Source organism: Rhodococcus sp. NS-SX18 (genome assembly GCF_057367935.1).
Map to the genome: position 1 here is coordinate 1,785,883 of NZ_CM170633.1, position 22,106 is coordinate 1,807,988.

Below are 22,106 nucleotides of genomic sequence, written 5' to 3' on the forward strand. Positions count from 1 at the left end.
CACCCGGCCGGGCCGCCCTGCGAGAAGCGGGACGGCCCGGTCGGGTGCTACGCCGTGCGGGTCAGGACCGTCCCGGGTAGTCCGTCTCCCACGGTGCCGGGATCGGGTAGTACCGCTCCAGGAATTGGGTGACCTTGGCTGTGCGCAGCTCGAGGTCTACCTCGGGCACGCTGCCGTCGTTGAGGCAGAAGAAGTCCATCTTCCGCCCGGCCAGCAGCGTGTCCAGCTCGCGCAGCCCCGCCTTCATCGTCGTGTCGACGTACCGCATGCGGGCCGTGGTCTGCTGCACCGCGCGACCGGTCATCAGCGCGTAGTAGTGGTAGAAGGAGTTGGTCACCGAGATGTTCTCGGCGGCCCGGAACGTGCTCGCCGCCGTCGCGGCGAACTCGTCCGCGAACTCCCGCTCCATCTCCGCCATGACGCTCTTGCGCAGCGGGACCGGCGTGTGTTCGAGGTGCCGGGTGATCGTCACCCCGAACCGCTCCTCGAGCAGCCGGCGATTGACGCGGGCCGAGTTCTCGAAACCACTGCGCCCCTTGTGGTTCCGGCCCAACCCGATGCGGGTGTCCGCCTCGATGAACTTCGTGACCCCACCGGCGGAGAAGAACATCTGCGGGTCCACCGAGCGGCCGAAGAACATGTCGTCGTTCGAGTACAGGAAGTGCTCGGACAGACCCGGGATGTGGTGCAGTTGGCACTCGACGGCCTGCGAATTGTGCGTGGGCAGCACCGAGGGGTCGGCGAAGAACTCCTCGCTGCGCACGAACGTGACCTGCCCGTCGTCGGCCAGCCAGTCCGGCCGGTCCGAGTCGGTCGCGACGAAGATCCGCCGGATCCACGGTGCATACATATGTACGGAGCGCAGCGCGTACTTGAGTTCGTTGATCTGCCGGTAGCGGGCGGGGGAGTCGTCGCCCTCGCCGACCACGTAGTTCGCCATGCGCTTGGCGCGCTCGGCCTGCCACTTCTTGCACGAGCCGTCGACCCACGAGAACACCAGGTCGATCTCGAACGGGATGTCCGACGGGTGCGTCGCGAACATCCCCTCGATGGCCGGCCACGTCTGCCCGTAGCGCTCCACGATGCCGCGCGTGACCTCCTCGCGCAGCACACTGCGGCGGGTCAGCGCGTTCTCTGTGGGCAGGACGATCTCGTCGTCGGCGTGCGACCACAGCTCGATCTGCACCCCGTTCGACGCCCCGTACCGCAGCCCGCTGGTGAGCTCGACGCGCGGCCGGAACAGCCGGAAGATCCGGGCCTTGGAACTGTGCGAGAGCCGGCCGTCCGCGACGAGCACGGGACGGTGCCGCTTCGCGCCGACGGTCTTGGAGTAGAACGGTTCCTCCGCGCAGGCCGCAACCAGGGCGGCGCGTAGCTGTTTGCGGTCGGCCCAGTTCACCGCCAGCACCGGGCGCGCGCCGTCGCCGCGGACCAGCAGAAAGTCGATGCCGGCGTCGTCGAGGACCCGGCGCACGAACTGCAGATCCTCGAGCATCGCCTGGTGCGGCGTGGTCGTCGAGATGGGGATCGCGTAGCGGTCCCGGAACCACACGATGTGGGGGTGACCGTGCAGCTGGGGCCGCTCGGACGCGAGCGGGGGAGCATCTCCGACGCTGTGGGGCAGGGAGACGAGATGAACGGTGTGGGGGGCCGGCGTGTGCGTCGGATGCTCCTTTCCTGTGAAGGGATTTCCCGGGCGAGAACCCGGGAACGAGAAGTTTGATTCTAGTGGCCGATGCGACTGAAGGTGCAACTGAAGACTCCGGGGGAGAACCTGTAGCCGGGGAGGCGGCGCTTTGTCGGCTTTGTGTCGATTCGATGCTGCGGACGTGATCGTTGCGTGACGACCCGCGGACCCAATGTCACAGCGGATCGATTGGATCGCATGACTGTGACATTCGGTCGCCGTCTGGCCGCCGTTCGGTCGAGCGTTGGTCAGGGTTGTGCCTCGGACATCCGTGTAAGCCGTTCGACGACATACGGCCACGGAATCCGCTTCTGCTCGAGCAGCGCCAGCACCGCGGCCGCGTTGTCCGACCGCGGCAGCGCCCACGCCGGGTGCTCCTCTCGCCGGCGCGTCAGGCGGTGCAGGTCGGCGGTGGAGACGACGCTCCCTCCGGGATCGGGTTCGATCATGCTGACAAATGGCGCCGTCAGCGTCGCGGGCGTGGTCCCGTCCAACCTGTGCGGATTCGAACTCGGCTTCCGAGCTTGAATCCAGACAGGATGCTGGGTCAGCGGGTGCGCGACTCGAAGTCGTCGAGGACGGCGACGATGCGCTCGGCGGTGTCCTGGATGCCGATGCACCACTGCGATTCGGGCAGGTACTCGACTTCGGAACCGAACACCACCTGGCCGAAAAGCATCACTCCATAGGATGTTTCGACGCTCATATGGCAGCTCTCGGGATAGGACGTGTTGGTCTTGAGTAGTGCGCGCCGGCCGGCAATCTCGGTGGGGACAACGTTGTCGCCGTTGTCTGCGATCTTTTGCAGTTCTGTCGCCAAGTCGAAGTTGGCCGACCTCACGGTCAGCCCGTAGTCCGCCACCCCGGGACGCTTCACCGCGCCGTCGTAGGAGCAGCCGAGCATCGTGTAGTGGGTCGCCGCGAAGTCCGCGCTGTTTTCGGATTTCGGGTCGTAGCCGGCGGAAATGAGTACATCGTCGGGAATGTCGAGGCACGGGTCGAAGGCGACCAACGGGCGGTCGGACTCGTCCACCAGTCGCGGCATGCGAGTCGTGGTGGTAGGTGTGCTTGGTGTCTCGCTCGCGGTGTCCGTGGTGGCGGTAGGGTCGGCGCAGCCGGTCAGCGAAGCGAGGGCCAGAAGTGCACCTGCCGCGGCGGCGCTGCGGAATGCGGTCACCGCCCACCCTGACCCGACGCGTTGAGGACGGCGCTCCAGTCGTGTTCCGTAGCCAAGAATCCCTCGTCGCCGGACGCGAACGTCTCTCGCATATTCTCGAGTACCGCTGCGAATTGTTGGAGGCGTTCGAAAAGCGATTCGGGTGTCCCGCGGGCTTTGCGTACGAAGCCGGTGCGGAGGTCTTCGGCCGACTTGAAGCCCCCGAAGCTCGGTGCGTCGGCCAAGTCGCTTGCGTGCCGTGCCGCTTCGCGGAGCGTCTCGAGCATGGTGTCGCAGATGGTGACGATCTCCTCGATCGTCCCCGGATCCAAACGAAGTCCCTCGGCCATGAATCCCCCCGGTATCAGTTGGCCCGGGAACTGTAACGCATTCGTTTGCAGGTCACGCGGGATTCTCTTTCGAGAATGGGGGTTGAGACGCCTGCGCCCCGACCGAACTCGCGTGCGATTCGGTCGGGACGATCATGGCAGGCGGCACACGTTCGTGCACTACATGGTGTAGACGGTGCGGAGCATGACGGCATCACGTTCGCGCGGCGTCCAAGATCTTTTGTGCCCGCTCTGCGACGGGGAGATCCACGAATTCACCTCCGGGTAGCCGGACCGCGGCTCCGCCGGCCTTCTCGAATGCGTCGACCACTTCGCGGGCCCAGTCGATGTCGTCCTGTCCCGAAGTGAAGGTGGCATGGATGGCCGTCAGCTGAGCGGGGTGAATTGCGGACTTGCCGAACAGGCCGAGGCTGCGACTGTGGGCGGCCTGCCGGATGAGTCCGTCATTGTCATTGAGGTGGGGGTAGACGCTGTCGATCGGTGGGGCGATGCCGGCGGCGCGCGCGGCGACGACGAGGTGGGATCGCACGTACTGCATCGGTATGTCCCCGTCTCCCGTGCCGAGGTCTTTCTGCAGGTCGATACCACCGAGTGCGAGATGCGTTACCGCGGGGTGATCGGCGATATCGAAGGCATTGGCGACCCCTTTCGCGGTTTCGATGGCGCAGATCAGGGGCTTTCCCGGGGCCCGGGCTGCGACCCAGTGAACGTCGTCGAGTGTTTCGACCTTGGGGATGCGGATGCCGTGTGCCGATGCAGCGACGGCATGCAGATCAGCGGCGGCGAGTCCGCTTCCGGGGGCGTTGATTCGCACCCATGCGGTCCTGGTGGTGACGACGGATGCGACGTTTGCCCTGGCGGTCCGCTTCTCGGAGGGCGGCACCGCGTCCTCGAGATCGAGGATGACGGCGTCGGCGCCGGCGTGGAACACCTTTCCGAGCAGATTCAGGTTGTGGCCAGGCGCGAAGAGGTAGCTGCGGTTCATCAAAGGACGCCCTTCTCGGTGAGTTCGGTCATTCGTTCCTGGTCGATGCCGAGGGTGTCCCGGTAGAACTCCTGGTTGTCCTGCCCGAGACGGCGGCCGGGGAACTTGATCGCACCCGGAGTCCCGAGCATGCGAAGCATGACGTTCTGCATCTTGATCGGGCCGAGGTCTTCGTCGTCGACGGTCGTGATGCAGTCACGGGCGAGGACCTGCGGATCACTCATGAGTTGCGCGACGTCGTAGATGGGTGCGAGCGCGGCGCCGGCCCGTTCGAACTCGGCCGTGACCTCGTGCAGGGGTCTGTCTGCGATCCACTTCGCAACCGCGTCGTCGAGCAGTTCGCCGTTGCGGCTGCGTTCGCCGGCAGAGTCGAACCAGGATTGCTCGACGATGTCAGGTCGGCCCACCAGGCGCATGACCCGCGCGGCGACAGAGGTGGCGCTCGCGGAGACGGCAACCCACCGACCGTCCTTGGTGAGGTAGGTGTTGCGTGGGGCGTTATTGGGGGAGCGGTTGCCGTTGCGGCCGGCGATGGTGCCGAGTTGGTCGTAGGCGGTGGGCCCGGGGCCGAGAATTCCCAGAAGTGGTTCGAGTAGTGACATGTCGATGACCTGTCCGCGGCCGGCCGAGCCGTTGCGGTGGAGGAGCGCGGTCACCACGCCGAATGCGCCGGCAAGTCCGGCAACGCCGTCGGCGAGTCCGAAGGGCGGCAGCGTCGGTGGGCCGTCCTCCGTCCCGGTTTGGTGGGCAAAGCCACTCATCGCCTCGGCCAGGGTGCCGAATGCGCGGCGCTCGGCGTAGGGTCCGGATTGGCCGAACCCGGTGACGCGGAGCAGGACCAGTCCCGGATTGACGGCATGGAGTCGGTCCGGACCCAACCCCCACTTCTCGAGTACGCCGGGGCGAAAGTTCTCCACCAGCACGTCGGCATCGATCACGAGGTCGCGGAGTATCTGCTGGCCTTCGTCGGTGCTGAGATCGAGAGTGATGCACTTCTTGTTACGGGCGATGACCTTCCACCACAGTCCGTGGCCGTCCTTCCGGGCTCCGTGTGAGCGGGCGGGATCGCCCGAAGGGTGCTCGATCTTGATTACGTCCGCGCCGAAATCACCGAGGAGCATGGCGGTGATCGGTGCGGCGTAGACGGTACTGATGTCGAGGACGCGGAGGCCGTGCAACGGGCCACGTGTCGGAGGAGGGCTGTCGGCTGTGCTCGTGCCGGGGTGGTCGTGGGTCGAGTAACTGTCGCTCGGGTGTGCAGTCATAAGCTGTCCTCGGATGGTGGGGAAGGTCGATACAGGTGCGGCGCTCGACAGCGGCCGGGGTGCACGAGCGCGGACCGACGGGTGATGCCGGCAGGGTCATGGCGCGACCGAAGAGTCCGTGGCGCCGGGGCCGCCACCTCGAGATTGCCATCCCCCCGGTTCAACTACAATCACGGGCATATCGACAGCAGTTAACTTTGTCTAAAGTCAGGGGTGGCGCGTGCTGGATACGGCCAGGATGTTCACACTGCGCACGGTCGCCGCGCACGGATCGATCACCGCGGCGGCGTCCGCGCTCGGGTATACCACTTCGGCTGTGTCCCAACAGATCGCGAAGCTGGAGAAGGAGGCGGGGCAGCCGCTTCTGGAACGGCACGCGCGAGGCATCGTGCTGACCGAGGCTGGGCGGTCGGTCCTCCGGCACACCGAACGTATCCTGGTCGAGCTGGAGGCTGCCGAGGCCGAACTCGCGGAGATCAAGGGGCTACGGGCCGGTGTGCTGGCGATCGGCACCTTTCCCACGGCCGGGTCGTCACTGCTGCCGCTGGTGGTCAAGGAGTTCAAGACGCGGCACCCGGGCGTCGATCTGAAGGTGGTCAGCGGCCGGTTCGCGCAACTGGTCGACGCCCTGCGCCGGCGGGAGACCGAATTGTCGTTGCTGTGGGACTACGAATGGAACCGAGTCGATGACCCCACGTTGACCTACCACCACCTGATGAACGATCCGACCGTGTTGCTGGTGTCGGAACGGCACCGTCTGGCCGACCGCGACTCGATCCGGATCACCGAACTGCGCGACGAGTCGTGGGTGGTACGCGCCGATGATCACCCGGTTGCCCAGACACTCGAAAAGCTCTGTAATCAAGGTGGTTTCATGCCTCGGACAAGTGTGTTCGCGCACGACTACGGTGAGGTACAGGCGATGGTGGCCGTCGAGCTCGGTGTGGCCATCGCGCCGCGCCTGGCCGTGCTCAACCTCCGGCCCGACGTCCGGTCGATTCCCCTCGCGACCCGCCCGCCGCAGCGGCGCATCCTGGTCGCGCATCTGACCGAGCGGCGGCTGAGCCCGGCCGCGCAGGAAGGAATCGTGGTGTGCACTGCCGCCGCCCGCCTACTGCAGGAGGGATTCGAGGCCGGATAGGGGCCCGACCCTCCCCGGAAGGACGCCTGTCAGTTCCGGCAGATGCCGAACGCGTCGGCGAGGCGGGTGATCTGCTCGGCCCGCCCGAGGCGGGGTAGGTCGCTGCCGTCGCGGATGATGCGGCCGCGGGCCTCGAAATCGGCCAGGAACTGCCGCGCCCAGGTGACATCCGACGGTGTAGGGCTGATGGCCTCGTTGATCACCTGCAGCTGATCGGTGTCCAGGCACAGTTTTCCGGTAAGGCCGAGGGAGACGGTCACTGCGGACTGTTCGCGCAACACGGTGTGGCGGTTGCTGACGGTGGGGCCGTCGATCGGTCCGGGCAGCCGGCCGACCCGGCTGGCGACCACCAGTCGGGAGCGAGGGTACGCCATGGCGAGGTCGTCGGCGCTCGTGCCGGTGTCCCGGCGATAGTCACCGCTGCCGAAGGCGAGCCGGAACACGCCGCGGGCGCGGGCGATAGCACCGGCCTGCTCGATGCCGAGGGCGGATTCGACCAGGGCAAGGACTGGGGTGCCTCCGCCGAGTCGGTCGAACGTTTCGGTGATATGTTCTGCCGTTTCGGTTTTCGCGAGTATTACGCCCGCCAGTCCGGGAAGGCCGGCGAGTCGATCGACGTCGTCGCTCCAGTACTTCGAGGACCGGTCGTTGATCCGGACCCAGGCCGAGGAGTGTTCGAGCCAGACGGCAACGTCCTCGCGTGCCGAGGACTTCCGTTGCGGATCGACCGCGTCCTCGATGTCGAGGACGATCTGATCGGCGCATGAACGTTCGGCCTGGTCGAACAAGTCGATCCGGCTGCCGTTGACCAGCAACCAGGAGCGGGCGATCCGCGCGTCGATTGTCCGGGGTGCGATCGTGGCGTTCTCGGGCATTCGGACCTTCACCGTGCCAACCCGACCAGTGCGGGCGCCGGGCCGGTGACGAAGAGTTCCGCCACTGCGATGCGTCGGGCCGCCCGGTGCAAGGTGACCGCTTCGAGGATACCGTCGGGCGAGGTGGTGAGGTCGACGTCGAGGACCCCGGCGGGCGTCCCTATCCGTAGCGATCCGGGCCACCGGACCCGTGTGTTGTGGGTGACGACGCCACCGGTCACGGTGGACGCCGCGGCGACGGCGACGGCGGACGTCAGTCCGATTGCGGGGTGCGGGGCAAGCATCGACAGCATCCGGACGGAGATGTCGTAGTCGTCTTCGTCGATGTCGACGCCCGTGCTGGTGCGGTAGTCCACCGGGGGGCCGACGACGCCAACCTTGGGGATCGCGTGTGTGACCGGGTCTCCCGGTTTGCTCAGTCCCATCCGCAACGATGATTCCCGTCGCAGCCGGAGAAGCAGCGGCAGGTGTTCGGCGATGGTCCGATTGTCTTCTGCGCCGGTCAGTCCGAGGTCGGCGGCGTCGAACAACGCCGCCGGAGCGCCAGCGGCGACCATCGTGGCGCGGTACGTGTGGTTCTCGATCGAAATCTGTTCGGCGGCTGAGCCGGTGGGCAGCAGGGTGGCTGTATCGGCAGCGAGACCGGCGAAGGTGAGGCCAACCGGGACGCCCAGCGCGCTGGTGCCTGGCACGGCCGCGTCACCCTCGGTGGGGATCATTCCGCCCGGGGTCGCGATCTCGGCAGTGAGGATTGCGCCGGTGTTCTGGTTGCGCATTCGCACGGTCGTCACCGCGGAGTCGACCGGAACGAAGCCGGATTGCAGCGCATACAGCCCGATCGCGGTGGCGCAGTTTCCGCAGTTGCTGCCCCATTCGACCCGCCGGTCACCGATCGCGACCTGGGCGAACAAGTAGTCGACGTCGATGCCGGACTCGCTGGAGCGGCGCACGATTGCCGCCTTCGACGTGGTCGAGCTGCCGCCCCCGACACCATCGAGCTGGCGCGGATCGCCGGAGCCGAACGCGGAGGTCAAGATGGCATCCAGCCCACCTGCCTGGGGGATGAGGGGATCGACGTCCACGGCGTTGAACAGCCAGCACTTGCTGGTGCCTCCCCGCATCCAGGTTCCACGGAGTGTGAACACGGTCGGCCCACCTTTCGGGTTGGAAGAGTGTGTGAGGCACCGCTGGAGGCTCCGATCGGATAGGGAGCGTAGGTGCCAGCGGTGTCCCACCACCCACCCTGACCGAGATCAGGGTGGAGAACAATGGCGGATTTCTCGATGAGGGTTAACTCGAGCTAAACCCTCGGGGGGTGGCGTCGACGCGTCAGGCCAGGGCCGGGACGGCCACCAGCAGCAGCCAGCACAGCATCGGCGCGATCGCAACCACGATGCCCGCGTTCAGCAGCAGCTGGCGGTAGAACCGGGGGCGTTCGATGTTCTGGGCGTTGGCGAGGACGAGCGCGCCGTTGGTCGAGAAGGGAGATACGTCGACCACGGTGGCCGAGATGGCGAGGGCCGCCACGACGCCGACGACCGGGAGGGCTCCGGTCTGCAGCAGCGGAAGCGCGAGCGGGATGACAGCGGTGAGCAGTGCGGTCGACGAGGCGAACGCCGAGGTGACGCCGATGACGTAGCAGAGCACGACGGCGACCAGCAGTGGGGCCCCGATGGTGATCGCCATCTCCGCGAGATGGTCGAGCGTGCCGATCTCCTCCATGAGGGAGACATAGGTGACCATGCCCGCCACGAGCAGCACCGTGGACCAGCTGATACCGGCGATGGCCTCACTCTGCTTGGACAGGTCGGTGAAGGCGAGGATCGCACCGGCGGCGATGGCGACGAAGCTGATCGGCATGTGCAGCACCAGCACCAGCACCAGCACCGCGGCGATCAGGACGAGGGTGAGCTTCTGGACGGCGGTGACTGGCTGTCGGGCAGGTTCGGTGACGATCTCGGTGCGTGGGGTCCGGACGAGGACCTGGGTGCCGGTTCCCCCGGACGAGCTGCCGAACGGGGCTGCGCCAGGTCCTGCGACGGGAGTGCGGCGAGGGCTCTCACCGCCGTCGAAGTCGAAGTCGTCACTCGAGCCGGTAGCGGTGAATTCGAGGTTCCGCATCCGGGCGAGAACGGCATAGCCGATCACGGTCAGGACCGAGAGCAGCAGGTTGATGCCGTAGCTGGCGAAGAACAGGGTCCACGGGGCGATCGTCAACCCACTCGATTCGACGATGTCTCGGACGAGGACGCCCGAGACCGAGATCGGCGAGAATGCTCCGGCATGTGCGCCGTTGATGGTCATGATGCCCATCACCAGCGGGCTCATCCGGGTACGAGCTGCGAACGACATCGCCGCCGGCGTGATCAAGGCGACCGCCGCCGGGCTGAACGTGCCCAAGGCCGTGAGTACCGAGGCGCAGAAGAAGAACACCCAGGGAACGATCGTCACTCGACCGCGGACGCTGCGTATGCAGGTGTGGACGAGGAGATCGATGGTCCCGTTCTTCTTCGCCATGCCGAAGAAGTAGGTGACGCCGATGATCGTCAGCACGATCGAACTGGGGAACTCGGCGAGGATCTCCTTGTCGTCGTAGCCGAGGAGGAACGCCCCCACGACGAACGCGCCGATGAACCCCAGTATGCCGATGTTGATGGGGAAGAAGGTGGCGATGACGAACATTGCCACCAATGCGATCAGTGGCAGTATCTCGATGGAAGTCATGAGCGTTCTTTCGGTTCACCGCGAGGCGGATCGAACGGCGCCCGATCGGCAGTTGCGAACGGGCGTGGATACGGGCGGGTCAAGCGAGGCGGAACGTGTCTTGCTGTCGCAGTCCACGTCGCTCGAGGCGTTCCCGCAGGGTGCCGGAAGAGTGACTATTTGCATGTCACATCCTTCGCTTGACCATTACCTACATCACATTAGAAGCGGCCCGTATTCATGACAATGTCGAATCGCTACGGTGGGCTTTAGCTGAACTGAAGGCTCACCCGGAAGGGTGAGGCGCAACCCGTTCGATGTGGTGACCCTGTTCCTGCTTCTCGACATCGCTGAGGCCGGATCCGTGGAGCCTGCGCTGGCCGTGACGGCGTGTGAACGACGAAATCGCTTCCCGTGGTAGAAGAATCGATATTCTCGACGTCACGATGGCCCACGTATGTAGAGGCGCTTTCAGTGCAATCATCGGACACCTTCACGGGTGGCTCCGCGGTGTTCTGTCGACGGCGGGTTGACAGCTGGCTCACGAGCCGTGGCCGAGACCCGGGCTGATGAACTCGACGCAGTGCTGGCGACCGACTGCCCGAACCGACGTGCGTGGTGATCGAAGAGACCGGGCCCAGCAGGAGTGCGTAGCCCGACCCGAGGGATGTGTGTCGCCGAACCGCAGCTCGACCGACCCCTACCGAGTCTGAACCCTGATGCCCGTGGGTCTTTGCCGACGTGCCACGCAAGCAATCTGCACTGACGCCTGACATGAACTCGTATTGCGGAAATAGAGTTCGTGATATACGGTTCTTGTTAGCAGGTGGTAGGCACCATCGGAGCGGAGATGGCGGTGCGGGTCGAGAGCGCGATACGCCGCTTGCACGGTTGGAAACTGGTGCAGACAGTGCCCCGCATCGGCGACTGTGGCCGGCCGATCGACCGGCCACCTCGTGATGTCACTTCGGAGACGCCACACAAAGAACTTGACGCCCTGACGACGGGCGCGGTGCCGGCTGTGCCCGCGCTCGTCGTCGCCGTCACGACCACCGACCTCGATGCGATGAGCCGACCCGAGTTGCTGGCCGGCCCCGCTGGATGCGCCACGCGGCGAGGCTGGACCACCCGACGTCCAGCGAAGTTCGGCAAAGCCGCAACACGTTGAAAGAGGTGCACTGTGCAGATAAGTGCAATCGTGGGATACGACGGCTCACCGGCCGCCAACGCCGCGATCGAAGCTGGCGCGTCGCTGTTTCCGAACGCACGCGGATGGGTCACGTACCTGTGGGGCCCGCCGTTTGCCAGCGCCAAGGTACGCCGACGCCTGCGTGCCCGCGCTCGTGACGTCGACGAACTGGTCGAGATGGTGGAGCACGAGGGCAAGCAGGAGGCTCACCGCCTCGTGGCTGTGGGCGTGACGCTGGCCCGCACCGCCGGATGGGAAGCCGAACCGCTGTTGAGACGAACATTCGGCAACGAGGGCTTGCGCATCGCGCAGGTTGCCGACGAGCTGCAGACCGACCTGGTGCTCCTCGGGTCTCGTGGACTGGGCGGCACCCAGGCGGTGCTGGGCAGCGTGTCCGACATGGTGGTGCACTATGCCTCTCGGCCCGTCCTCGTCGTCCCGTATCCGATGCTGGCCGCCGAGCACGCCGCCCTGGCCGCGGGGCCGGTAGTCGTGGGCTGGGACGGCTCTGCAGGTGCCGAGACGGCGTTCGAGGCGGCCGGCCGCCTCTTCCCGGAGCGGGACGTGTTGCTCGTTTCCGTCGACGAAGGTGGCGACACCGTGCCCCCGGCTGTCTCGGCGTCCGCCGGCCGAGAAGTCCTGCAGTTGAAGGTCGACCGCGGCCGGGGTTTCCACGCTCGCACCGTCTACGACGCACTGATCGGTTCTGCGCGCCAGCACAATGCGGCTGTCGTGGTTGTCGGGTCGCGGGGACGATCTGCGGCAAGGGAGATACTGCTCGGCAGCGTGGCGATGGGCACCTTGCACCACTCCCATCGACCTGTCCTGGTGGTGCCGAGCGAATGGGGCGCTCCGCCGGAATCCTGATTGAACCGCGATGGACCCGGCGCACGTGGTCTTCACGCCGAATCCACCGAAGAATCCTTCGGCGACCGACCATCGTCGGGAGCCACGCGACTGGCGGACGGCCGCCACGCTGCAGAATCGGCGATCGCGCCGCGTCGACAGGTTCCCAACCTCGACGCGACGGTAGCGTCGCCGTCACTACCCCGAGCCTTCCGTCCCGAACGTCAATACGTGAATTGCATCGGACCTATGGTGAAGGCATGACTTCGAGCGCATCCGACGGCCCCTCGCGTCGGCACTGGACCTTTCTGACCAATCACACGCACGTGCTGCTGTGCCTGACCGAGGGCACGGAGTCGACGGTGCGCGAACTCGCCCGCCGGGTCGACATCACCGAACGGGCGGTGCAGATGATCCTCGCCGATCTGGTCGAGGAGGGCTATGTAACCAAGACCCGCGTCGGCCGCCGCAACACCTATACCGTGAATCCGGAAGGCCGACTCCGTCATCCGCTCGAGTCCCACCACACCGTCGGAGACCTTCTGGCGGCGCTGCGCTGACCGCGCCTCCGGACTTCCCGGGCAGGTCTGCGCCGCAATCCGCGGACCAGACTCTATACATGATTTGTATTTCGTGCTTTACTTTTCCTATATAGTTTCGTCGATCCGGGTCCTGCACCCGGGAACGAGGTGACCCATGCGAGTACGCGATGTGATGCACCGGCCGGTCGCCACCGTCCACCAGGGAGTGCCCGTGACCGAGGCTGCCGTCCCGTTGGCCGAGCAGGGGTACGCCGCCCTGCCGGTCCTCGACGACCGGGACCGCCTCGTCGGGATCCTCACGAGCGGTGATGTGCTGCGCGGCACGATGTCCGAGGACACACGGACGGTGGCCGAGGTGATGACTGCCCCCGTTGTGGCGGTCGCGGCGTACCAGGACCTGGCCGACGCCAGTCGGTTGCTGCTGAGTCGGGGACTGCGCAGCATCCCGGTCGTCGAGGACGACGGGCACGTGGTGGGCATCGTCTCTCGCGGGGACCTGCTGCGGCTGTTGCTCAAGCCCGACGAGGCCATCGGCGTCAGCGTCCAGCGCCGCCTCGACGACTACACCGGCACCCGACGCTGGCGTGCCGAGGTGGCGGGCGGCCGCGTCACCATCCAGGGCTTGTTCGCCGACGAATCCGAACGCCGCATCGCGATCGCCCTGGCCCGCACCGTGCCGGGCACCCGCAGCGCCACCACCGCTGCACCCCGACAGACCGACGACGATCCCTGCGAGGCGGCGAGCTGGAGTTTCGACGATGCCTGAATCGCAAGGGGTTTCCCGCTTGGCGCCGCGTTGATCGTCGGTGTCGCAGCGTACTGGTCCCTCGACCTGCTCGGGGAATCCGTCGGTGAATCGCACCGGCCTCGAGGGTGACGGATCTCGGTCGTGACGGCCGGGGCGGGGCCGGGCGGGTGAGTTCCGCCCAGCGCCGGATCGGCGGACAACGGCGGGCTCGACGACCCTGCCTCGTCGCTCCGAGTATCGCATCGAACGCCAAGGCGAGATTGCGGGATGCACTGCAATCTCTGCCGGTATCCGGCGCAAAGAGATCAGCCCTCCGCGCAACTCGACGCCATCACTGGGGGCAGATTCGCACGGATCGGATGCGAACCCGGATGCAATTCCGTTGGTCAGGTTCCACAGTCGCGACAGCCGCGCCCTGCAGTTATCCGAACAGGGAGCGCAACTGCTCGTTGACCTCGTCCGCGTCGAACCACTCCGAGTCGATACGCTCACCCGCGCGCAAACCCAGCCACTGCCGCGCCTCGTCGTGCCGGTCGTGGTTCGGGTCGTCGGCTGCCGACAGCATGTCCGACCAGCCCCACGTGCCGCCGGAGTCCTCGGCCGGTGCTAGGCCGTGCCCGTTGACGCAGGCAGCGCGCGGCGCCTCGGCGTCGAAGTCGGAGACGGACTCGACGACGATGTCGTGCGTCCACCCGTCGCCGTAGTCGTACAGGTAGGTCAGGGTGGCGCCCACCTTCGGCAGCACCGTCCCGATGGTCACCGTGCCCTCGTCGACGACCTCGTCCTGACCGTTCGCGAGCTCATCTTCGACCTGATCGTCGGGCACGTACACGCGACCACGGGTGAACGGCTCGCCCTTCGTGAACTGGTGCAGGTGGTAGTCCTCCCAGGCGAAGCAGCTCTGGATGACGAAGTGCAGATGCAGCAGACTCAGGGAGTTGCCGACCACCACCCGTCGCCACACCGCAGGCTCGCTGTCGCGCAACGAGATTCGCAGGGTGCACCGCGCGGGTGGGTGGATGGCGACGGGTGTCGCGTCGCCGAGAAGGATGCGCACGGCGGCCCGCACGGCAGGACGGAGCGGTGTCGGCACGCGGTAGCCGTCCGCGTCGTCGAGGAGGCCGTCGGCGACGAGGTCGTCGAGGCGGTCGACGAGCATGCTGCCGAGAAAGCTCGGTTCGACCGGCATGCCGGGGAACAGCACGGACAGCGCGTGCAGGCGTTCCTCGGGGGCGGACGGCAGCGGGTGCTCACCGAGACCGGCGGACAGGACGGCGGCGGTCGCCGCGTCGAGGGCAGAATGGAACGCCTCGAGTCGTCCCTCACCGCGCCTGCCCAGGGCCACGATGAGGGAATGCGTCACCGCGTCCCGGCAAAGGGTGAGGTACTCGTCCGGATTCCGGTCCGGATCCCGCCACACTGGTGAGGCAGGACCGGGCTTGACGACGGTCTTGCCGATCGAGATCAAGTCCACCATGGCCGCAACGACCCAGGTCTGTTCCAGCACGGGAAGATCCCACATCGACTGGACCTTGCGCGGTGCCAGATCCTCGCGCTTGCCGCCGACAGCGTCGAAGGCCTCCATGACCAGGGCGCGCTTCAGCGCTCCGGTCGCGGTCACGGGCCGGCGCTCACCGATCCAGCCGAGCAGGGCGTCGAGCCGCGCCACGACCGGCAGGGCCGTCAACGCGGCACGCTCGGTCCCGGGCTCGATCGACGGCTCGTCGACCGGTGGGAAGGACGCGAGCTTCGACTCGATGTACGACGTGAGCGTGGACAGGCCGTATCCGAGGTCGTCGTCGGTGCCGGTCCACCGGTTCGTTGCCTCGAGGAACCGCAGGAAGGCGGTGACATCCCCGGCGATGTGCGCCCGCGTCTCGTCGTCGTCCTCGACGAGGTCGCTGGTCAGCACACGTTCGAGCAGGTGGTCCACGTCGCGGCTGCGCCAGTGTGTGGCCGAGAACCCCGGATCCGCATGGGACAGTGCGTCGATCGAATTCGCGACGCTCACCACGAGCGGCTCCAGCCGATTCGGCGGGCAGACGGCGTTCTCCACCAGCCACCCGGCGAACGCCGGCGCCACTGCGCGGTACTGCTCGCTCGGTGTGCCCGCCGGGCGGCGACGCTCGGCCAACGACACGACGTTGTCGGGTGGCGGCTGAGACGAGGATCCGCGACTCGACCCTGAGCGCTTGCGGGACATGGGCCTCCGACCTCGGTCGTCACGGAACAATTTCCGCAGATGCTACCGCTCGCCGCCGACGGATGCTCACGCGGCGAGCGGGTGGTCGGGTGCGTCGACGCGACGGCACGGGCACCGCACGGCGCGGCCGTGCGGGTCGTCGGGCAGCCAGCCGTACTCGTCGCACCGGCCGCATCGGGGCGGCAGGGGAGCGCGGGGCAGGGGCAACGACTGCCACAGCGGGATCCACGCGTGCGCGAAGCGCGTCGGATTGCCCGGGCGGTGCGCCGCTCGTGCCGCCGCGACCAGGGGTGGGATTCCGTGGGAGTCGATCAGCGCGGCAATCTGGGAGCGCGCCGCGGCGGGCAGATAGTCGAACGTCGCGGTCAGGCCGGCGGCGCGGCATGCGGTCGCGAGCGCGGTGATCTGCTTCTTCTCCGGAATGCTGCTCACCCCTCGTTGCCGCGCGGGTGGGGCCGTCGGCTCGGCGGCCGGTGAGGGGTTTGTTTCAGTCTCTTGGTCCTCAGTACTTTGTTCAGCGCCGGGCTCTCCGGTGTCCGGCTCGCCGTGGTTCGGATTTCCAGGCCCCGGCTCGGGCCGGACCGGTACTTCGTAGACGGTCTGGACGGTGATCCATTGGCCATGCTCGTTCTGGCGACGCTCGGTGACGAGGTGGCCGTGCGCAGCCAGTTCCCGCATCGCGGACCGGATGGCGTCGCGGCCTTCGGACGGTGATTCCGCGGCGATCGCGTCGGAGCGGATGCGCCAGTCGGCCGGCTTGGAGAGCAGCCAGATCAAGACCGCCCGGGCGCGGAAGGAGAGGTCCTTGTTGCCGATCGTCTCGTTGCGGACGACGGTGTAGTTGCTCGTCGGGCGCGGCGCGCGGCGCACGCCTCCGACGAGGGTATTCTGACCCATGTTCGACTCCTTGATAGTCGGACATCCGGCCCGTCGGGAGTTGCCGCTCCTGACGGGCCTTCTTCAATTGTGACCCTCGCGGGCGCGGGGGATGACACATGGTGGCACCGTGGTGCGGGCGCGTCAATCAAATCTGCATCCTGGCATGGAATACGTTGTGGGCGAGGGGCAGTCGTAGTCCCGGCGTGTCGCGCTCACCGATATCCGGTCGCATCCGCGGGCAGACCCCGATCTTGAACCTCCACCATGTACCGCCAGCAGTCGGGCTGAGACCCGTCGACGTCGGTGAAGCCGTACTCGCGCGCCAACCCGCCCGATGAAAAGGAGCCGCCGTTGCGGCGATGCACGTCCGGATCCGCAGCCAGCGCCGCAACGGCCCGCCCGACGAACCGCGGCGACTCGGAGATCGCGACGAAATGTGGCACGGCGGCATCGCGCCAGTTCCCCTCCGTGACCCCGAAGTGCTCGAGCATCATCTCCGACCGCATCCAGCCGGGCGTCAGAGCGACGGCCGTGCACCCGTGCGGCGCCAGCTCCTTCGCCTGCGAGAACGCAAGACGAAGCATCGAGGACTTGACCAGGTCGTAGAACACCGAAAGCCGAAAGTTCGTCGCGTTGTACTCGGCTGTGCCGTCGGTCATCTCGACGACGAGCCCGCCCGGGTTTCGGATCAGCAGCGGCAGCGCGAAGTGGCTGGTGATCAGGTGGGTGTCGACCGAGAGATGCAACATCCGCAGCCCGCCGGCGAGGTCGTGCTCCCACAGCGGAGTCTCCCACTCGATCAGTTTCTCGCCGCCCCAGATGTCGTTGACGAGGACGTCGAGGTGGCCGTGCTCGTCGTCGATGCGCTGCACGAGCCGTCGCACCTGCTCGGGATCGAGGTGGTCGACGGCGACGGGGATGCCGACCCCGCCTGCGGCCGTCACCAGCTCTGCGGTCTCCTCGATGGTCTCCGGCCGGTCGTACTCCGAGCGGCGCTCCCGGGTGGTGCGCCCGGTGCAGTAGACCGTCGCGCCAGCCTCACCGAGAGCGATTGCGGTCCCGCGGCCTGCGCCCCGGGTGGCGCCGGCGACCAGGGCGATCTTGCCTTCGAGGGAAATCGACATGTTTCAGCACCATACTGCCGCGCCAATCTTCAGATGCGGATACAAGCCGACAAATCAGACCCGCGAATCTAGCATTGGGACTGTCGCAGTGGATCCCCGGAACTCTCAGATAGCCTCGTCGCCATCCGACGACGAGAGGGCGGGTAGACCGTGGTGATGAGTGAGTTCGACGACGCTCGGCTACGAAGGGAAGCGATACAATTCCTCACCGTGCGATCACACGACGGCGTCGACTCGATCAACCGCGAAGAATTGCTCGACTTCAGACTTGACGGCCAGATGTTCCAAAGCACCGGGCGACCTCGCCTCGCATTTTCGCTGGTATGGCGACCTGTTCACCGATGTCCAGATCATCGACACCATCATTCCACGTCACGGGCGCAGCACCGTCAACAACGTGCGCACCAGAGCCGAACCGGTGTGGGACCCAGCGACACATCCAAGTGGGTGGCGAGCGGTCTGGCAGTACTCGCGTAAGCGAGCGGTGCGCGATGCGCAGACCCTGCAACCTGCAGGAAGCGCGTGCCCGCCCCGTCGTCGACGGCAGCAAGCCTGCGAAAGCGATCCGGTTCGTCACCGTCACCACGAAGGGCCGGCGCCTCGATACTGCAAGTATCGACCGCGCACGCTCACTTGTGGGCCTTAAAGGCTACGTCTCGAACCTCCCTGCGTTCTTGATGGATTCGCGGAGCCTCTTCGCGAAGTATCACGATCTGTGGCGTGTGGAGCAATCGTTTCAGATGTCGAAAACGAACCTGCGAGCTCGGCCGATGTTCCATCGCACCCGCGATGCGATCGAGGCACACCTGACCATCGTGTTCGCTGCACTGGCTGTCGCCCGCGAAGTTCAGGACCGCACCGGGCTGGCGATCGGCAATGTCGTCAAGCAACTGCGGCCCTTGCGGACCTCCATCATCGTCCTCAGCGGAGCCACCGAATCGTTTCCCGCCGCAGATCCCGCCCGCCCAGCGAAAAATTCTCAAGGATGTCGGCTTCGAGGGGTACTAAAAATCCTAACTTGGGCTAGACGGATTCGGCCGCGCCCGACACGGCACCCGGAAGCGAAGGATCGGCTCGAGTGCACGCCCCGCATTCGTGGGCTAGGAGCTTACCGCGAAGGTGATAAGTGCTGAAATTGCCAGGGCGAGATTCGCGACTGAGTATGCAGCCGCGCCGTACCTGCCTGGAATTAAAGGAAGGTTCGAAATGGAACTAAACTCTCCTAGTTTTGTTCGAAGTTCCATCTGGTAACGGGAATATCGTGGCTCAATGTCTGCATTGCCGATTGACCTCTGATACAAATCTTGTAGATAGTCGCTAAATTCACGAAAGTAAGTTTCGCCTCGTTTGCGCCACGTATCAAACCGAGCAAGTACGTAAAGGGAAACTAAGGTGAGCATGCATGGGGCCGCCAGCAGCGCTGCGCGAAAGTGTAACGATATTTCGTACCGAAAACCGCCTACGATGACCATGACGGCTGTCGATGCCGCAATATTTAGGAGGGTAAGCAAAACTATCTTGTTGCTTAAAGATCCTAGCTGCGCGGTTATGTAGTCCAATCGTTCTTCGGGGGTCGTGAAGTCCTGGAAGTTCTGCGGCTCTTTTGGCGATTCGTCCGATTTCATTTGTTCTACCGAGTCGCTGCCCGGAGCAGTTCTTTGAGGAGATTCTGCTGCAATCTGAACCTTGTATCGTCACTGAAATCACCTGATGTAGGTGCAATTCCGTAAAAGGGATGGCGAACGGAAGAGTATGCGAACACCGAGCGATTGCGAATTCCGCTTTGGGTGAGCATTTGGCCGTATTCTCCCTCGTCGTAGTGGCGCAGGACTGGGTCTCTCTCTGTCCACCAGAGATCGGCTTTTGATACTACGGTGAAGAAGTACTCCGGCTTTCCGCCCATCAGAGGTGCCCAGCGTCTGGCGGCCTCGATCTCGATTTGGCGATGTCTGTCGAGCCAGGATATAGCTGGTTGGCGCCCTTCGACTGCCTGATCTGCACCGTGTGAATACTCATGAAAACCCCAGCATGTTAGATCTATTACTCCAAGCTTTGGGGTTCCAAGCGCGCTCAAGATTGCGTCATTACGACGGGATTCGTGACCGATCTGACCCGGGGTATCGATAAATACAAAGATTTCTTTGTCGATCTTGATTTTTTCGTGATTAGCTTCGGATGTACGATTTAGCCTGTCGATTGTCTCAGGAACTAGGCTGCGGAGAGATTCCAGAAAATTTGTTTTCCCCACGCCGGTCGAACCAAGAACGAGGACAGGTCTCTTTTCGGAAAAAGCATCTTTGAGCTTGGCAAACCAACCCTGTTGCTGTGCAATTTGCACGATCTTTAACGCCGCTGCGGCCGTGCCTAAGCTCGTTGGTTCCGGCATTCTCGTCCGTCCTCCCGCTCTCTTCGGATGGAGCCTTCCCGAATGAATAGCCTACGTTCGGAATCGAGTCTCCGTTCGAAGATCGTAACTGGTGCGTCCCCCGATAGTCGCTCGTCGTGGTGCCGCATCGGCGACGGTGTGCCTCCCGTGCTGCAACTCCGTCCCAGGCTCACAGTGACGTGCTGCTTGTCAGCTACGCCATGCACGACGAGCCGACACTCACCGCAGCCCTCGGGCCTGCCGTGGATCGAGGCGTTTTCGTGTAGCTCTTGCATGAGCGGAGCATCGACAATCCACACTTCCGCGGCGCAACGGTCCCGTTTCCGGGACTCCCGGTACGTCGCCTGTGCTGGCCGCTTGGTCAACGACCAACCGGCGCGTCCATGCACGCCAAAGTCCTCGTCATCGACCGCGAAACCACCTTGATCAAATGCGCCAACATCACCGGAACCGCGATGCTCCGCAACATCGAATGCGGTGTCCTCATCCACGACCCGAAGATCACCGGCCAGATCATCGATGCGATCACCGGTCTCACCGAATCGAACAAGCTCCAACGCTATTCGGGGCAGACGCGTGAACCATCATGCCAGCTGCTGCTTCGCCCGTGAGCCTGCGCTCGCCAAGCTGCGGTTCGTGCGGCGGCTGCGGCCGATGTGCCAGGCGAACGCCGAGATCGTCCAGCCTTGGTTGTGCAGTGCGTGGGTCTCCACGTCTTCCTCCCATGTCAACATGAGAGAGCGGGTCTCCTTCGGGTGCTGGTGCGTGGTTAGAGACCACCAGCATCGTAAGCGACCCGCCCTCATCGGCGGAGCCACGCGGGTGAGCACTCTTCGGTGAGTAGGACTGAGCAGGATCAATTAGCGCCATCACACCGATGCATTGCGGGCCGCAGCCTCCGCCCGAGGGGGCCGCCGGCCGGGCCGGTGCGATCTTCCACGGCGACAACGGCGCGCTATACGTCTCGACGGCGTTCGCGGACACATGCTCGCGGGTTGGGAGTGATCCGGTCCCGGAGAGCGGTCGGAACGTCGGCGGACAGCGCCTGTCGACGCCGAGGCGCTGAACGGAACGTTGAAATGGGAGACACTGCAGGGCCGGAAGTGCTGGTGTCAACGGCACCTGAAAACTGACCCCTTTCCGGCAAGGCGGTTTCCAGTTGTTGTCGCAACACTCCGTTAGGTTCTGGAGGTTGTGTTGACATCGTCACGTCGTGTGAAGAAGAGGCCGGGGCGGCGTCCGCAGTCGGCCAAACGGCAACGGTTCATGGAACTGCGGGCGCGGGGGTGGAGCATTGTCGCCGCGGCCCGCGAGGTCGGGGTCTTCCCGGTCGACCGGGAAGAACTGGCATTGCGGGTACACGGTCTACCGCAACGGCACGGCCGTGGGCACCGTTCCGGCGTTGGATCGGCTGGCCGTCCGCGAGATCAGCTCTCGGTTCCTTTCGCAGGAGGGGCGGATCGAGATCGCCGATCTCCGCCAGAGCGGCCTGACCCTACGTACCATCGCCGCCCGGCTGAACCGATCTCCGTCGACGATCTCACGCGAGGTGCGCCGCAATACCGTCGACGGGCGCACTTACCGCCTCTTCGACGCTCACCGCCTGGCCACGGCTCGCCGCGCCCGCCCCCATCGGCGCCGACTGGACACCCATGACCAGCTCGGATCGCTGGTTGCCGAACTGCTGAGCCGGCGGTGGAGCCCGCAACAGATCAGCCGGCACCTTCGGCGACGCTTTCCGGACGATCCGACCATGCAGTTGTGCCACGAAAGCATCTACCAGGCCGTCTACCAGCCAGGATCGCGCTTCCTCCGGCCCTCGCCACTGGCGCCGCACCGTCGTTCACCGCTCCGCACCGGCCGTGATCACCGCCGCGCACACCAGCGCCCGCAGCAGCGCCGACCACGATTCGCGCACCCCATGCTCACCATCCACGACCGCACGTTCCCACCGGAGGACCGTTCGGAAGCCGGGCACTGGGAATCTCAATGAATCAGTCCGTGTTGCAACGTTGACCAGAACCTGC

General features: G+C 65.5%; 19 protein-coding genes and 1 pseudogene. 7 read left to right on the forward strand and 13 right to left on the reverse strand.

What is annotated here, in order from left to right; translation table 11 throughout:
* Positions 1–61: 61 nt before the first annotated feature.
* The 6 genes from AC2IPW_RS08365 to AC2IPW_RS08390 form a co-directional block, all read right to left on the reverse strand.
* Positions 62–1,552 carry a stealth family protein gene (locus AC2IPW_RS08365; protein WP_486376661.1) on the reverse strand — a complete coding sequence of 497 codons (1,491 nt, stop codon included), beginning with the start codon at positions 1,550–1,552 and terminating at the stop codon, positions 62–64.
* A gap of 383 nt (positions 1,553–1,935) precedes the next feature.
* Positions 1,936–2,136, reverse strand: coding sequence for a hypothetical protein (locus AC2IPW_RS08370; RefSeq protein ID WP_486376662.1), 201 nt, complete (start codon positions 2,134–2,136; stop codon positions 1,936–1,938).
* A gap of 98 nt (positions 2,137–2,234) precedes the next feature.
* Positions 2,235–2,864 (reverse strand): DUF3558 domain-containing protein, encoded by a 630-nt coding sequence (locus AC2IPW_RS08375; RefSeq protein WP_054372714.1) that lies wholly within the window; start codon positions 2,862–2,864, stop codon positions 2,235–2,237.
* Complete coding sequence (locus AC2IPW_RS08380; protein WP_486376663.1) at positions 2,861–3,193, reverse strand: hypothetical protein; 333 nt, start codon at positions 3,191–3,193, stop codon at positions 2,861–2,863. Before AC2IPW_RS08380 ends, AC2IPW_RS08375 begins: the two co-directional genes overlap by 4 nt.
* A gap of 193 nt (positions 3,194–3,386) precedes the next feature.
* Entirely contained in the window at positions 3,387–4,178 is a 792-nt protein-coding gene (locus AC2IPW_RS08385) for an HpcH/HpaI aldolase/citrate lyase family protein (RefSeq protein ID WP_003936247.1), read from the reverse strand.
* Positions 4,178–5,443, reverse strand: coding sequence for a CaiB/BaiF CoA transferase family protein (locus AC2IPW_RS08390; RefSeq protein ID WP_486376664.1), 1,266 nt, complete (start codon positions 5,441–5,443; stop codon positions 4,178–4,180). Before AC2IPW_RS08390 ends, AC2IPW_RS08385 begins: the two co-directional genes overlap by 1 nt.
* 220 nt (positions 5,444–5,663) lie before the next feature.
* Between AC2IPW_RS08390 and AC2IPW_RS08395 the strand changes: the two genes are divergently transcribed.
* Entirely contained in the window at positions 5,664–6,584 is a 921-nt protein-coding gene (locus tag AC2IPW_RS08395) for a LysR family transcriptional regulator (RefSeq protein ID WP_040781998.1), read from the forward strand.
* Positions 6,585–6,613: 29 nt separating this feature from the next.
* On the opposite strand, the gene AC2IPW_RS08400 is transcribed toward AC2IPW_RS08395, so the two are convergent.
* The 3 genes from AC2IPW_RS08400 to AC2IPW_RS08410 form a co-directional block, all read right to left on the reverse strand.
* On the reverse strand, positions 6,614–7,459 hold the full coding sequence (locus tag AC2IPW_RS08400; protein WP_486376665.1) for an HpcH/HpaI aldolase/citrate lyase family protein: 846 nt from the start codon (positions 7,457–7,459) through the stop codon (positions 6,614–6,616).
* A gap of 8 nt (positions 7,460–7,467) precedes the next feature.
* Entirely contained in the window at positions 7,468–8,580 is a 1,113-nt protein-coding gene (locus AC2IPW_RS08405; RefSeq protein ID WP_289379802.1) for a PrpF domain-containing protein, read from the reverse strand.
* A gap of 208 nt (positions 8,581–8,788) precedes the next feature.
* The gene (locus tag AC2IPW_RS08410; RefSeq protein ID WP_486376666.1) at positions 8,789–10,183 is read right to left on the reverse strand and encodes an SLC13 family permease; all 1,395 of its coding nucleotides are present in this window, start codon (positions 10,181–10,183) and stop codon (positions 8,789–8,791) included.
* A 1,159-nt stretch (positions 10,184–11,342) separates the two neighbouring features.
* On the opposite strand from AC2IPW_RS08410, the gene AC2IPW_RS08415 reads away from it, so the two are divergent.
* The 3 genes from AC2IPW_RS08415 to AC2IPW_RS08425 all read left to right on the forward strand — a co-directional run bounded on the left by AC2IPW_RS08415 (position 11,343) and on the right by AC2IPW_RS08425 (position 13,505).
* Entirely contained in the window at positions 11,343–12,218 is an 876-nt protein-coding gene (locus AC2IPW_RS08415; RefSeq protein ID WP_486376667.1) for a universal stress protein, read from the forward strand.
* A 239-nt stretch (positions 12,219–12,457) separates the two neighbouring features.
* Positions 12,458–12,757 (forward strand): helix-turn-helix transcriptional regulator, encoded by a 300-nt coding sequence (locus AC2IPW_RS08420; RefSeq protein WP_003936254.1) that lies wholly within the window; start codon positions 12,458–12,460, stop codon positions 12,755–12,757.
* 136 nt (positions 12,758–12,893) lie between these two features.
* The gene (locus AC2IPW_RS08425) at positions 12,894–13,505 is read left to right on the forward strand and encodes a CBS domain-containing protein (RefSeq protein WP_486376668.1); all 612 of its coding nucleotides are present in this window, start codon (positions 12,894–12,896) and stop codon (positions 13,503–13,505) included.
* A 403-nt stretch (positions 13,506–13,908) separates the two neighbouring features.
* On the opposite strand, the gene AC2IPW_RS08430 is transcribed toward AC2IPW_RS08425, so the two are convergent.
* The 3 genes from AC2IPW_RS08430 to AC2IPW_RS08440 form a co-directional block, all read right to left on the reverse strand.
* Positions 13,909–15,627, reverse strand: a complete 1,719-nt coding sequence (locus tag AC2IPW_RS08430; RefSeq protein WP_486376669.1) for a plasmid pRiA4b ORF-3 family protein — start codon at positions 15,625–15,627, stop codon at positions 13,909–13,911.
* Between the two features lie 129 nt (positions 15,628–15,756).
* Complete coding sequence (locus AC2IPW_RS08435; RefSeq protein WP_486376670.1) at positions 15,757–16,587, reverse strand: replication protein; 831 nt, start codon at positions 16,585–16,587, stop codon at positions 15,757–15,759.
* Positions 16,588–16,781: 194 nt separating this feature from the next.
* Positions 16,782–17,693, reverse strand: a complete 912-nt coding sequence (locus AC2IPW_RS08440) for an SDR family oxidoreductase (RefSeq protein ID WP_486376671.1) — start codon at positions 17,691–17,693, stop codon at positions 16,782–16,784.
* Positions 17,694–17,967: 274 nt separating this feature from the next.
* Between AC2IPW_RS08440 and AC2IPW_RS08445 the strand changes: the two are divergent.
* Positions 17,968–18,701 (forward strand): annotated as a pseudogene (locus AC2IPW_RS08445) (IS1634 family transposase); the annotation flags it as partial.
* Between the two features lie 622 nt (positions 18,702–19,323).
* On the opposite strand, the gene AC2IPW_RS08450 reads toward AC2IPW_RS08445, so the two are convergent.
* Positions 19,324–20,079: a GTPase domain-containing protein gene (locus tag AC2IPW_RS08450; RefSeq protein WP_486376672.1), complete on the reverse strand. Its 756-nt coding sequence runs from the start codon at positions 20,077–20,079 to the stop codon at positions 19,324–19,326.
* A 383-nt stretch (positions 20,080–20,462) separates the two neighbouring features.
* On the opposite strand from AC2IPW_RS08450, the gene AC2IPW_RS08455 reads away from it, so the two are divergent.
* Together AC2IPW_RS08455 and AC2IPW_RS08460 are read left to right on the forward strand one after the other, a co-directional pair.
* Positions 20,463–20,690, forward strand: a complete 228-nt coding sequence (locus AC2IPW_RS08455) for a phospholipase D-like domain-containing protein (protein WP_486376673.1) — start codon at positions 20,463–20,465, stop codon at positions 20,688–20,690.
* A 773-nt stretch (positions 20,691–21,463) separates the two neighbouring features.
* The gene (locus tag AC2IPW_RS08460; protein WP_486376674.1) at positions 21,464–22,072 is read left to right on the forward strand and encodes an IS30 family transposase; all 609 of its coding nucleotides are present in this window, start codon (positions 21,464–21,466) and stop codon (positions 22,070–22,072) included.
* Positions 22,073–22,106: the final 34 nt, after the last annotated feature.